This window comes from Cyclobacteriaceae bacterium (assembly GCA_030584025.1).
Lineage (GTDB): Bacteria > Bacteroidota > Bacteroidia > Cytophagales > Cyclobacteriaceae > UBA2336.
The window spans coordinates 3,617,470-3,630,241 of sequence record CP129487.1 but is presented as its reverse complement, the minus strand read 5'-3'; the positions used below and the strand labels follow the sequence as shown (position 1 = coordinate 3,630,241).

The window sequence follows — 12,772 nt, the reverse complement described above, 5'->3', positions numbered from 1 at the left end:
TAGTTATAAACAGATTTTGCTTACAAATTAGTAGGTCTTACTATGGCGTTGGCAATAAACCACACACCATCTCCTTCCACATCGTTATTCACGAAATTGATTGAGTGTGTGTGTACATACGTTCCGCCAGGAAATGTATAGGTATGCCCGTAGGTTGCCGGATCAGCAGAAGCAGGAGAAAGGTCGCCAGCATAAATGTTCAAGGATTCCATAACCCATCCATCATCAAGGATTACGTTTAATGATCCGATGCCTGTAGGCACTCCGTTAATATCCCATGTGGTGGTTTCAACTTCAAGTCTGCCAATCTTCTTTCCGACAGATGTATCATTGCCAGAGGCAGAGGCCCAGATATCATACGAGCGGCCAATTGGACCGGTAACGTTAATGGCCCAGCCCCAGCGAACGTTGGCAATGCCTAAGCCGGGTAAACATTCAGGATTAACATCGCTGCATCCGTCATCAACAAAAACCCAGTTGCCTTTCGCAAAAGCTACTTCACGCCCATCAGCCGGTATGGGGTTATCATCATTCTCCTCATCCTCGCAGCAGCCTAATGTATAGGTCATGTAATAGGCCCAACGCTTGCAACCCGGTATCTGGGTTGTGCCACCAAAGGCAGATTCGCGTCCCACTTCAGCATGCGCAACAACAACCAAATCCTGATCGCAATGAATTTCTTTTTCCTCGAGTTTGCTTAACGGAATAGTGAAGGTATACTGCTTTTTACCACTGGCATTTGCTTTTAACGGAAAGTGTCCGATAACCGGTATACCTGCCGGGTTAACAGGAAGATCCGCGAGACTTTTTCCATACCACAAGTGTAGTTTGCTAAAGCTCTTGGTTGTGAAGTAGGTGATGTACAGATTTTCATCATCGTTGGCGATGGTAATGCTGCCCACATCATCATGACGACCGGCAAATAAGTCGTAAGTAGTTTTGGAACAGGCTTCAATTTCGGAAGGAATTACCTCAGGTCCATTGTTTCCATTGCGTTTACGTTCGGCCTCAGCCTGCATTAACTGCTGGGCAAGCGCCTCTTCATTAACCGGAAACTCAGCATCACGTATCTGACAGGAGAAAATGGAGCCTGCCAACACCAACATCCAAATAAGCTTTTTCATATCAAGCCTTTCAATTTTTACCAAAAGTTTATGAGAGGGCTTTTGGTGGCTATCCCGATAGCCAAATCAAGAGGTAAATCCCCGAACGGCCGTTGGGGTAACAAGATCAAATGTAAGAAATTTGAGTTTTTTTAAGAAATTCAAGAAAACGGCTAAATCACTTCGGAAACTGCGTTTTATCCACTTTTGGAAGCAGTTTTAAGGCGTTTTTGTAGTAAACTTTCTTCAAAACCTCATCGGGTAACCCCAGCCCGTACATCCGCCAAAAGGCGTGGTAACGCTTGTGGTAAGGAAAGTACTCATCGGCAGTTTCCAGTACCCGGAAATAGGTTTCGTATTCTTCGGGTACCCACGAGTCTTTCCCGAACAGAATCCGATCCTGATACTTGATCATGAAGTCGCGTGCCGTGCGCGGCTGTCGCCCTAATTCGGCAATCACCGCGCCTATTTCAACATACATGTTTGGCATGGCTTCCAATAGTTCACTTAATTTTTTCAGATCGTTCGGATACCAACCCATGTGCGCGTTAATGAATTTTGTTTTCGGATGTTTCTTAAACACGTTGTGTTGTTCCCGGATCAACTGTTCCCAGGGAGCAGGATCTGTTTCTGAACGTTGCCGTCTTGGATGTGTTTTTAACTCCAACCACCTTTCATTATTGGCGTCCATCGGATCCCAAAACGATTTTGGATCGGCTGTGTGAATCAATACGGGTATGTTTAATTCACCACATTTTGCCCAGATGGGATCAATGCGCGGATCATCCACGGCAATGCGGTTGCCTTTGCTGTCGCGGTTATTCATTCCCAGGCTTTTATAAATTTTTAAACCCATGGCACCACGCCTCACATCATCTTCCAATTGCTTTACGGTTCGTGCCTGCCAATCGGGTTGATCAATGCTGCTGAAATCAACGTTGGTAAAGAGTACAAATCGCTTGGGGTAAAACCGGTTAATCGTGTCCATGGATCGCTCGAGGTGATCACCACTTCCACGAAATCCGCGACCACTTAAATTAATCATGACGCCCATATTCAACTTATCCATTTCAGCAACCAACTTAGCCAACGTGCCTGGCGAAGTCATGTACGCCTGATGATTATGAATATCAATAAATGGAAATTTTGCGCGCGTAACTCTATTCTCCGGAACCACCAATGTTGAGGGCGGATCGTACGCTTCAAAATCCATTTGGGGTTCCTCCGGTTTGTCTTGGGCATATAGGCTGCTGGACAAAGCGATAAAAGCAACTATTAGGGCAGGAAGTATTTTCATCTCAGGAAAAATTTGAGTGAAAGATACACATGATTATTGCAGTTGTGGTTAAAATTCAGGTTGTCGGAGATACATGGATGTAAGCGGACAAATTATGATAAAAAACAGGGGCGCAGGCAACTGCTGCTTTTTTAACGCTTAAAGTCAAATTTTCATAACTTGGCCTCATTAATCCCATACTATGAGCAGGAATATTTCACCCTTTATATGGATTGGTTTTCTTTTGCTGGCTGTAACGGTGTGTGCACAGGATCAACAACTCGAGAGCGCTAAAAAGAAAATCAAGGCTGGTGATTATAGCGGTGCAAAAACCGAACTGAGTAAATTACTGGATTCGAATGCTAAAAATAAAATGGCTTATCGCTTACGCGGAGAGGCGCGCATGGGGTTGGAGGATTTTTATGGGGCCATTGCCGATTTAACGTTTGCCATTGAACTCGATTCAACTTTTGCCGAAGCGTATTGGTACCGGGGCGAAGCGAAGGCTGTATTGGCCGATGATGAAAGTGCTATTCTGGATTTTAACAAAGCCATTCAGTTTAATCCGAAATACGCAGATGCCTTTACCAGTCGGGGGTTTGCCAAATATAATCTGGAAGATTTGGCCGGTGCATATTTCGATTTTTCAAAAGCACTGGAACTCGGGCCACCGGATGCCGATAAATTTTTTAATCGGGGTGTGGTGAAAGCTGAACTGGGTGAATACATCAGCGCCATAGATGATTACTCCAAAGCCATTGAGTTGGACAAAACCGATGTGAGTTTATTTAACTACCGCGGTGTGGCCTATTACAACATTGGTGATTTCGATAAGGCCATTGCCGATTATGATGCTGCGTTAAAGCTGGAGCAAAAAGATCCGTTGATTTATGAAAATCGAGCCTTGGCAAAAAGTGCCAAAGAAGATTTTAAGGGTGCGCTGGAAGATTACAACAAAGCCATCGAACTCAATGCGGAAGACCCCGAAACATATAACCTTCGGGGGGTGGTTAAGTTTAGCATGGAGGATCAGGATGGTGCCATACAGGATTATACAAAGGCGATTGAACTTGACCCGACCAATCCGGTGTATTACGACAACCGGGCTTTGAGCAGGGCGGAGAAACAAGATTATCAGGGAGCCATTGAAGATTATACCACTTCCATTGAACTCTATCCAACCGATCCGGAAACTTTCTATCAGCGCGGGTTGGTGAAGCTGCAAATGGGCAACAAGTACGATGCTTGCCTCGATTTCAAAACTGCCGATGAGCTTGGTTCAGATGAAGCCAAGGCAGCACTGAAGAAGAATTGTAAGTGATGGAGAGAGATTTTGCACACACCCCACTTATTCCCCCCTTGAGGGGGGAAGCGGGGGGTGTAAAATCTGTGGTCATCATCCTCAACGGCATCTCTCTCAAAAAAAATCATTTCTATTCTAAGATTCTACCGGCCTTACAACACGTGGTACATGTTGATGTGCAGGAAACACGATCAAAAAATGATGCCGTGTTGCTGGCTTCAAAGGCTGTAACGCAATCATATGATGCTATAGTCGCGGCAGGTGGCGATGGCACTTTAAACCAGGTGCTCAACGGTATGTTGCAAGAACATGAGCAGTCTAATCATCTTCCAGTGTTGGGGTTAATTCCGTTGGGCTCCGGTAACGATTTTGCCCGAACCATGGGTGTGCGGAGCGAGATCCGTTCATTAAAAAAACTGTTTATTGATTTTTCTTACCGGCCTGTTGACCTGGGGAAGATTACGTTTATTGAATCAGCCGAAAAGCCACGCTACTTCATCAACATTGCCGATGTGGGCATGGGGCCATATGTGGTTCAGCACTTGTTAACCAGCGACAGGATTTTTGGTTCGTTGGTGGCGTATTATGCTGCCATCATCAAAACGTTCTTTACATACCGACCATTTGCGTTGCACATGAGTACACCGCTGTGGAAATGGTCGGGGGTGATACGTTCAGTTGCCATTGCCAACGGAAAATTTTTTGGCAACGGCATTGGCATTGCCCCAGACGCAAAACCCGATGATGGTTTATTCTCCTGTTTTATAGCCGGCAAAATTTCGGTGATCGATTTTATTTTACAGAATGGTAGGCTGCGCAAGGGCAAACGAGCCATTCATAAAGAAATTCAGTATCGCGAAACCGATTCGGTTACGTTACGTGCCGATGAAGCACAGCCTATTGAAGCGGATGGTGAGTTGGTAGGTACGTTGCCTGTTACCATTGACGTACTGCGTAAGCGCGTGAAGTTTTTGTGTTAATAAAAAAAGCTGCCTTATTCAGACAGCTTTTTCAACTTCAATTGAAATAGTAAGTTGATTTAATCCTTTGGTGGACCAACATACTTGGCATCACCAAAAGCGAGCATAGGATAACCCACAATGGGCAGAATAATCAGCAGGATAGTCATCACAATATCCTTTCCAAATGATTTTGCCAGTAGGTGAGCTACATAGATCATCACAAAAAAGTTGACAAAAGGAATCAACATCAAAATGATCCACCAAACTGGTTTCCCAACAATCTCCAGTAGCACAATAATATTGTAGATTGGTATGATGGCTGCCCATCCGGGTTTACCAGCCTTGGTAAAGATTTTCCACATGCTGATGATGATCAGCAGTATAATGGCAAAATACACAAAGCCGATTGCACCAAGAATTCCACCGGCTGCACCATTGTCATAAGAATATTCTTCCATAATTATTTTGGGTTTTGGTTTTTTAGGTTCCTAAAGATAATAACCAGATTGTAAAGTAAAATACATGAGGTGTGAAGTTTTTAGAGTAATTTACCCTGAATCAAATGTTATGAACAAGTTGTTCACCCCGGTCTTCCATGAATTAGAAAAGCAACGCGAAGACCTTTTACAATCTGTAAAGCATCTTTCGGAAGAAGCGTTTAACCAGCAGCCTAAACCGGGCAAATGGTCGGTTGCACAAATTCTTACCCACATTCTTACTTCAGAAAAACTTTCATTAGGGTACATGAAAAAGAAAGTGCAGGCCATTGATCAGCTTAAAGACTCCGGTGTGATGGAATCCCTGCGCCTTTGGTTGCTCATTGTATCGCAACGCATTCCAGTAAAATATAAAGCCCCCCGGGTTGTGGTGGAGAACACACCAGAAACGCTAACACTTACTCAACTGACAGAAGAATGGGCCAACCTGCGCAAGGAACTTGCTGCTTTTCTTTCAACGATTAACGACAAGCATGCCAGGCGGGTAATTTATAAACATCCTATGGCAGGCCGGTTTGATGTACGACAAACACTGATCTTTTTCCGGGAGCACATTCACCATCACCGGCCACAGATCGAACGCATCCTTCGTCATCCGGCCAAATAAATTCTTCCTTTGTTCTGGTTTATGTTTTCTATCTTTTCGTCCTAATCAATTTGTATGAAAAAGTTTCCCATACTCGCACTTCTCCTTGGCATGGCTCTTTCAGGCTTTGCGCAACAGCAACTCCTCAAGCCTAATGAATTTTTAGGTTATGAATTAGGTGAACGGTTCACGCGCCATCACCGTGTGGTTGAATATTTTCAGCACGTGGCCAGTGTAGTGCCGAATGTTGAGCTATATAAGTACGGAGAAACCTATGAATACCGGCCCTTGGTTTATGCGGTGGTTACCTCCCCCGAGAATCTAAAAAACCTGGAGCAAATCCGGTTGGATAATTTGCGCAGAACGGGATTGGAATCTGGCACGCCCTCAACCAAAATTCCCATTGTGTGGCTGAGCTATAACGTACACGGCAATGAAGCGAGCTCCATTGAAGCCAGCATGCAAACATTGTATGAACTGGCCAATCCGGCTAACGGCACTTCTGCAAATTGGTTAAAGAATACGGTTGTAATAATCGATCCGTGCATCAACCCTGATGGCCGCGATCGTTATGCCAATTTTTACAACTCGTTTGGCAATCGTCCCGCAAACGCTAGTCCGGATGCGCGTGAGCACCGCGAATACTGGCCGGGCGGAAGAAGCAATCATTACTGGTTTGATCTGAACCGCGATTGGGCCTGGCTTACGCAGATTGAATCGCAACAACGCATTAAAGTGTACAACCAATGGATGCCGCACGTTCATGTGGATTTTCATGAACAAGGCTATAACAACCCGTATTATTTTGCGCCTGCGGCAGAACCGTATCATGAAGTAATCACTCCATGGCAGCGCGAATTCCAAGTGATGATCGGGAAGAATCACGCCAAGTATTTTGATAAACAAGGCTGGTTGTATTTTACCAAAGAAGTGTTCGATTTGTATTACCCCAGCTATGGCGATACGTACCCAACCTATAATGGAGCTATTGGTATGACCTACGAGCAGGCTGGTGGAGGTTTTGCCGGCTTGTCGATTACCACACGCGAAGGCGATCCACTAACATTAAAAGACCGTTGGATGCATCATCACACGACAGGTATGTCGACTGTAGAGATTACGGCCGTCAACGCCCAACGGGTACTCGATGAGTTTGAAAAATATTTCCGGGAGAATAACAATAGCCCTGCATCGCCTTATAAAACATATGTAATTAAAGGCGATAACCAACCCGACAAAATTCAACGCCTAACAAAGTTGATGGATGCACACGGTGTTAAGTACGGGCATCTTTCCGCTGGCAAAAGTACCCGTGGATTTGATTACAGCACACAGACCACACAGGCTGTAAATCTGAGTTCGGATGATATCATCATCAGTGTTTATCAACCAAAGTCGCGGTTTATTACCACGTTGTTTGAGCCGCAATCCAAATTACCGGATTCTGTTACATACGATATTACTGCCTGGAACCTCATGTACGCGTACGGCCTGAAAGGTTTTGCACTCAATGAACGCATCAATGTAGGTAAAACCTATCAACCAAAAGAAGTAGTACAAACACCGGTGAGCGGCAAGCCTTATGCGTATGTGTTTCGTTACCAAAGTCTCAGCGATGTGAAGTTTCTTGGTGCATTGCTTAATAATGATGTAACCGTGCGCGCAGCCATGAAACCGTTTAAAGTGAATGGCGAATCATTTGATGCAGGCTCACTGATTGTTACCCAACGAAATAATGAAAGCATTCCGGATTTTGATCAATTCATTCAATCACTTGCCCGCGAGCACAACCGCAAATGGTTTGCAGCAACCACCGGCTTTGTAGATAGCGGAAAGGATTTCGGATCGGGATATGTGAATTACATCAAGGCTCCTAAAATTGCCGCATTGGTTGGCGACCAAACCTCTTCGTTGTCGGCTGGTGCTACGTGGCACTTCTTTGAGCAGGAGTTACAATACCCGATCACGCAAATCGGAACGGATTATTTCCGATCGGTTGACTTGGGCAATTATGATGTGTTGTTAGTACCGGAAGGCCGTTACCGCATGTTTGATGAGGAGACGATGAAGTCTGTTCAGGAATGGGTTTCCAATGGCGGACGACTTATTCTTGTATCCGGTGCATTAAATGCATTTGCCGATAAAAATGGATTTGCGTTGAAGAAATTTTCTACGGAAGAGGCAAAGAAAGAGGCCGAGAAGAAAGATAAAGAAGACCAGGCCAAAGACGTGTTACTTCCTTACGATGCGGCTGAACGCAACGCCATCTCACAAACTATTTCAGGTGCGATTTACAAAGTAACATTAGATAAAAGTCATCCGCTTGCCTTTGGGTTAGGCGATGCATACTATACACTCAAGACCAATGAACTGTATTATTCATACTTGCAGCAAGGCTGGAACGTGGGTGTCATCAAAGGAAAAGCAAAACCGGTTCAGGGTTTTGCGGGCTACAAAATCAACAAGAAGTTAGACAACAGTTTTGTGTTTGGTGTAGAAGAAAAAGGTCGCGGAACGATTGTCTACTTCGTTGATGATCCGCTGTTCCGCAATTTCTGGGAGAGCGGCAAGATGTTGTTTTCGAATGCAGTGTTTATGGTGGGGCAATAACTACACACCCCCTTGTTCCCCCTCGAGGGGGGAACAAGGGGGTGTTGTTATAGTGCCGCCAATGCAGCATCATAATTTGGTTCCTGGCCAATACTCGGAACCAGTTCGGTGTATTTTACTTTTCCGGTGTGGTCAATGACAATTACAGCACGGGCATGTAGTCCGGCAAACCCACCGTCAACCAACTCCACTCCGTAAGCAGTTGAAAAACCACGATTACGAAAATCGGTTGCGGTCAACACATTATTGATACCTTCTGCGCCACAAAAGCGCTTCATGGCGAAAGGAAGATCTTTAGATACACACAGCACAGCGGTATTATTCAGTGAGGCTGCGCGTTTATTGAATTCACGAACAGAAGTTGCACATACGCCTGTGTCAATGGAAGGAAAAATATTGAGGATAAGATTCTTTCCGGAAAACTGACTTAAGGTTACGTCTTTCATGTCTGATCCGGTTAATACAAAATCAGGAGCCGCAGCGCCAACGGTTGGAAGGTTGCCTGCTGTGTTTACGGTGTGTTCGCCAAGTTTGGTTTGAGCCATAGATTATTAAGTTTTTGTTGAACTAAGAACTGCGATAATAACAATAAATTTTTTTCAAGGTTTGATAATAGCCTTGAATTTGGCGGAATATTTGCTTCGAATGCATAAACCCCCACGTTATGCGCTTAGTACTTGTTTGTTTAATAATTCCTGTGATCATTGCAGGATGTACCAAACACCAATTTATTTCCTTGCAGACCAGTGCTCTCCCAGAGGATAGATATGGTGCATTCTTTCGTGAAAGTGATTCGCTTAAGATAACATATAAATTTTGGGGACACGGGGGCTCTGTTCAGGTTGAAATACTAAATAAACTGGAAAAGCCAGTATTTATTGATTGGAGCAATTCAGCTATTATTTCAAATGGCAGATCACTATCCATGTGGAAAAATCAGTCACGACTTAATGCAGATGCTGATGGATTTCAAATACGATGGTCAGAAGTCTTCTCTTCGGCTAGTTCACAAATTTCTGGAGTGATATCCGGAGATTCAAGAGTAAGTATGGCTCCTCCGCAATCAGTGGTAGTGGCTCCACAATTTAGTTTGAGGCATTCTTTCTTTTCGCTTCCTGATCCGTCACCTGCAAATAAAGTAAAGCAAACAAGCGAAGGTCAGCCAATCCGAGGATTCAAGTATAATTTTGATCGCACAACTACGCCACTTTCATTTCGTATTTATCTGGCTGTAAAATTTTCTGAATCAGGTGACCCTGTTTATTATGATACCGAATTTTGGGTGCAGGAGATTCTTCAAACACAATTGAAACCGGAGGAGTACTATAAAAAAAGACAGAAGCAGTTTTACATCACGGAAATGACCGATGGAGGAAAGGCAGGATTTATTCTTGCTGGCTCAGCAATACTTGTTGGTTACGCAGCTCTTAAAGTTCAGGAGTAATTTTAAAGTACCCGACATGAATAACATATCGGGTACAGGTTTTTGTTCATTAATCGATTCCTTGTCGAATACCCTTTTCAATAGCAGGCACTCCTTTCTTCATCCAGTCGGGCATGGGCGCATCTTTCAGGTAATGATCAAAGAATTGCATCATGCGTTTGGCAAAGTCTGTACGGTGATGGCGTTGGGTTAATCCGTGGCCCTGGCCGTTGTAGTTTAACATCCAGACGGGTTTATCCAATCTTCTCAATGCCATGTAGTATTCAATGCCCTGATACCACGGCACGGCACCATCTGCATCGTTGTGCATCATCAGCAAAGGTGTTTGCACTTTATCAGCAAAGAAGATAGGAGAGTTTTCAATGTAGTGCATGGGTTTTTCCCATAGGGTTCCGCCAATGCGACTTTGTGTTCGCTCATACTGAAACATACGGCTCAGTCCACTTTCCCAACGAATGCCTCCGTATGCACTGATCATGTTTACCACAGGTGCACCAGCTTCGGCAGCACGGAATAAATTCGTGCGTGTAATCATGTAGGCAATCTGGTATCCGCCCCAGCTATGGCCTTGTATGCCGATACGTTTTTCGTCAACAAAACCTTTTGCGATCAGCGAAGTAACGCCTGGCATAATGCAGTTCATGGCACTCTCACCCGGGAAACCGATTTTGTAAACGATATCCGGAACGAAGACGAGGTACCCGTTGCTCGTGTACATGGAATAGTTGATGGAAGAGCGTATCGGAGCAGGCGCAATGTGCTGGTGAATGTTCTGCGAATTTTTTTCATAGAAATACACCATCATCGGGTATTTCTTTTTCGGATCAAAGCCCTCCGGTTTGTAGAGCAAGCCTTCCAACGGAATGTTATCAACGGAAGTCCAGGTAACCGATTCAACGCTTCCCCACAAGTATTTGCTCATTTGCGGATTGGCTGTGGATAGTTTTTTCGGATTGCTGAAGTTGAAGTCGCTTGTCCAAACGTCTGGAAATTCTGTAAAGCTTTGGCGGGTAAATAACATGGCGTTGGCCTGTAGCGCCTTCATGGCGTTGCCATAGCGATAGTCGCCCATAATGAGTTTGGTTAATTTTCCATCTTTCAGGTTCAGTTTATAAAAACCAGATTGTTTTGTGGTTTCATTGAAGGCACCAAGCAGCATTTCCTTTTCAGGATCGATGAAGCGTTCTTCCGGATCAAGTTGGATGTAGCGGAAGGTTGTTTTTTGATCTCTACCAATTTTTGTGAGGTTAACTGGCGCTTTTCGGTTTTCAGGATCAAACGCCCAGATGTCGTATCGATCATATGCTAACAGCAGTGCATCGTTGGCTGTGAAGCCGGCAACGCCATAACTGTAGGGGTAGTAGGGATGATCATCTTCTTCATCCGCAAATTTTACCTTTAAGCCTTCATTCAGCTTAACAATTTTTTTGTTAGCAACAGAATAACTGAAAAAGGCCGTATCCGGATTGCTGAACCACACCACGTAATTGGCTTTGGGTGAAAGTCGTGCGTTGCCTTTTATTTTTTGCTGAATGGACTGAACAGAACCATCGCGTAGATTTACCAGTTGAAGGTCTTTATACACATCCGTATCCCACGTGCGCATAACCAGATAAGGCGTTTCGTTTTCAGCAAGGGCTAGTGAAGCATTTCCTTCGTCACCCAATTCCAGTGATGGCATGTTTTCATTGGCCAACTGAACGATACGATTATCATTCAGATGAATGACAGAAACGTATGATCTTCTTTTGTCGGCATTTAACCTGCTGTTTTGTTGCGGATAGATGTAATCATCTTTCCAGGTCCACACTTCCACATTTACAATTTCTTCTGCGAGCAGGGTAGTATCCTGCACCACCGGCTTGGGTGATGTGCCGAAATACAATTTTGATCCATCTTTTGAGAAAGAAGGTGTGTAGTTTTCATTCACGATCCAATCGGCAGGAATGCCCGTTGATTTTTCAGTCGCCAATACACGAGCAACCGACTCACCTTTTTTCCAATGGTAGAGTTGGTAGTAACGAATAAGTGCTTTGGTAGTATCGGCATCTACCAAAAAAGCAGCTTGCGTTCCGTCTTCGTTAACGGATAGGCCTTTTACTTTGTATTTGCTCTTTCCCTCAAACAGCGTGTTGAGTTGGTTTGATTGTAAATCGTACCAGTATACGCCCGGCTTCAACGTGCTATCGTTACCTGTACTATAGAACAATAATCCCTGCCCGAATTTGGCTAAGGTATATTCTTTGACATACCCGAATTGCGATTCCTGATTGTTGGCCAGGTTGCGCAGTACAAGGGTGTAGCCATTATCATCCGTATTCTTTTTAACCTTTTTTGGTTTGGCCGCTTTCTTTGCGGTATCGGGTTTTGGTGGCTTTGGCGCTTCCAGTTGGTAGGCCAACCAGCCACCTGCTTTCTCTGGAATCTTGTATGACTTTACCTCCGCAATTTTTTCTGTCTTCCGGTTGGTGAACGAGTAGATGCCTAGTGAATCGTTAGGCAACTCATCTTTTTTCTTTTTCTGCCTGCGTAAATCCTTGACCAATTCTTTTTGAGGTGTGATTTTGAAGATCGCATATCGGCTATCCCACGTAAGTGAAATGTTTGCTGCGCGATGAATGGAATCCTGTGCCAGCGTCTTCAAGTTATGAAACACTACTTTGCCATCGCCATCCTGTGGGTTGATGGTGTATGCGGCATATGTACCATCGTTGGTTAATGCCCGGTAGGTGATTTCTTTCCAACCGTTATACACATCGTGTGTCAACGGCTTTTTTTGTATGGGGGCTTGTTTGGATTTTGATTTTTGAGCCTCGGCCGGAAGCGTGAATACCAGACAAAGAATCAGGGCAGCGTAGAGGTGTTTCATAGGTTTTGGATTATGTGTTAAACATAGCCAAACCCATGTTTTTGCCCAATGGTTTTTTTATGATCGGAGACTCGTAAATGAAGAAATGCTCCCGAAGGAGCATTTTCAGTTTTATAGTTTTT

General features: G+C 44.4%; 10 protein-coding genes. 5 read left to right on the top strand and 5 right to left on the bottom strand.

Annotated features, from left to right (window positions below):
• Window positions 1-20: 20 nt before the first annotated feature.
• Both QY309_16385 and QY309_16380 read right to left on the bottom strand, forming a co-directional pair.
• Complete coding sequence (locus tag QY309_16385; GenBank protein ID WKZ59428.1) at window positions 21-1,124, bottom strand: hypothetical protein; 1,104 nt, start codon at window positions 1,122-1,124, stop codon at window positions 21-23.
• A 157-nt stretch (window positions 1,125-1,281) separates the two neighbouring features.
• Window positions 1,282-2,400 carry an amidohydrolase family protein gene (locus tag QY309_16380; protein ID WKZ59427.1) on the bottom strand — a complete coding sequence of 373 codons (1,119 nt, stop codon included), beginning with the start codon at window positions 2,398-2,400 and terminating at the stop codon, window positions 1,282-1,284.
• Window positions 2,401-2,581: 181 nt separating this feature from the next.
• Here QY309_16380 and QY309_16375 point away from each other — a divergent pair, with 181 nt between their 5' ends.
• Together QY309_16375 and QY309_16370 are read left to right on the top strand one after the other, a co-directional pair.
• Window positions 2,582-3,700: a tetratricopeptide repeat protein gene (locus QY309_16375; GenBank protein WKZ59426.1), complete on the top strand. Its 1,119-nt coding sequence runs from the start codon at window positions 2,582-2,584 to the stop codon at window positions 3,698-3,700.
• Window positions 3,700-4,662 carry a diacylglycerol kinase family lipid kinase gene (locus QY309_16370; GenBank protein WKZ59425.1) on the top strand — a complete coding sequence of 321 codons (963 nt, stop codon included), beginning with the start codon at window positions 3,700-3,702 and terminating at the stop codon, window positions 4,660-4,662. Before QY309_16375 ends, QY309_16370 begins: the two co-directional genes overlap by 1 nt.
• A 59-nt stretch (window positions 4,663-4,721) precedes the next feature.
• Here QY309_16370 and QY309_16365 read toward each other — a convergent pair whose 3' ends face one another.
• On the bottom strand, window positions 4,722-5,102 hold the full coding sequence (locus QY309_16365; GenBank protein ID WKZ59424.1) for a DUF5684 domain-containing protein: 381 nt from the start codon (window positions 5,100-5,102) through the stop codon (window positions 4,722-4,724).
• Window positions 5,103-5,211: 109 nt separating this feature from the next.
• On the opposite strand from QY309_16365, the gene QY309_16360 reads away from it, so the two are divergent.
• On the top strand, window positions 5,212-5,748 hold the full coding sequence (locus tag QY309_16360) for a DinB family protein (GenBank protein WKZ59423.1): 537 nt from the start codon (window positions 5,212-5,214) through the stop codon (window positions 5,746-5,748).
• A 54-nt stretch (window positions 5,749-5,802) separates the two neighbouring features.
• Entirely contained in the window at window positions 5,803-8,337 is a 2,535-nt protein-coding gene (locus tag QY309_16355; GenBank protein ID WKZ59422.1) for a M14 family metallopeptidase, read from the top strand.
• A gap of 47 nt (window positions 8,338-8,384) precedes the next feature.
• Here QY309_16355 and tpx read toward each other — a convergent pair whose 3' ends face one another.
• Window positions 8,385-8,882 (bottom strand): thiol peroxidase, encoded by a 498-nt coding sequence (tpx, locus tag QY309_16350; GenBank protein WKZ59421.1) that lies wholly within the window; start codon window positions 8,880-8,882, stop codon window positions 8,385-8,387.
• Window positions 8,883-9,001: 119 nt separating this feature from the next.
• On the opposite strand from tpx, the gene QY309_16345 reads away from it, so the two are divergent.
• On the top strand, window positions 9,002-9,781 hold the full coding sequence (locus QY309_16345) for a hypothetical protein (GenBank protein WKZ59420.1): 780 nt from the start codon (window positions 9,002-9,004) through the stop codon (window positions 9,779-9,781).
• 49 nt (window positions 9,782-9,830) lie between these two features.
• On the opposite strand, the gene QY309_16340 is transcribed toward QY309_16345, so the two are convergent.
• Window positions 9,831-12,650 (bottom strand): prolyl oligopeptidase family serine peptidase, encoded by a 2,820-nt coding sequence (locus QY309_16340; GenBank protein WKZ59419.1) that lies wholly within the window; start codon window positions 12,648-12,650, stop codon window positions 9,831-9,833.
• Window positions 12,651-12,772 lie beyond the last annotated feature (122 nt).

Bases quoted from the DNA above. Each gene is read 5' to 3' on its own strand.
- QY309_16385 (WKZ59428.1), bottom strand. From the start codon at position 1,124: ATGAAAAAGCTTATTTGGATGTTGGTGTTGGCAGGCTCCATTTTCTCC.
- QY309_16380 (WKZ59427.1), bottom strand. From the start codon at position 2,400: ATGAAAATACTTCCTGCCCTAATAGTTGCTTTTATCGCTTTGTCCAGC.
- QY309_16375 (WKZ59426.1), top strand. From the start codon at position 2,582: ATGAGCAGGAATATTTCACCCTTTATATGGATTGGTTTTCTTTTGCTG.
- QY309_16370 (WKZ59425.1), top strand. From the start codon at position 3,700: ATGGAGAGAGATTTTGCACACACCCCACTTATTCCCCCCTTGAGGGGG.
- QY309_16365 (WKZ59424.1), bottom strand. From the start codon at position 5,102: ATGGAAGAATATTCTTATGACAATGGTGCAGCCGGTGGAATTCTTGGT.
- QY309_16360 (WKZ59423.1), top strand. From the start codon at position 5,212: ATGAACAAGTTGTTCACCCCGGTCTTCCATGAATTAGAAAAGCAACGC.
- QY309_16355 (WKZ59422.1), top strand. From the start codon at position 5,803: ATGAAAAAGTTTCCCATACTCGCACTTCTCCTTGGCATGGCTCTTTCA.
- tpx (WKZ59421.1), bottom strand. From the start codon at position 8,882: ATGGCTCAAACCAAACTTGGCGAACACACCGTAAACACAGCAGGCAAC.
- QY309_16345 (WKZ59420.1), top strand. From the start codon at position 9,002: ATGCGCTTAGTACTTGTTTGTTTAATAATTCCTGTGATCATTGCAGGA.
- QY309_16340 (WKZ59419.1), bottom strand. From the start codon at position 12,650: ATGAAACACCTCTACGCTGCCCTGATTCTTTGTCTGGTATTCACGCTT.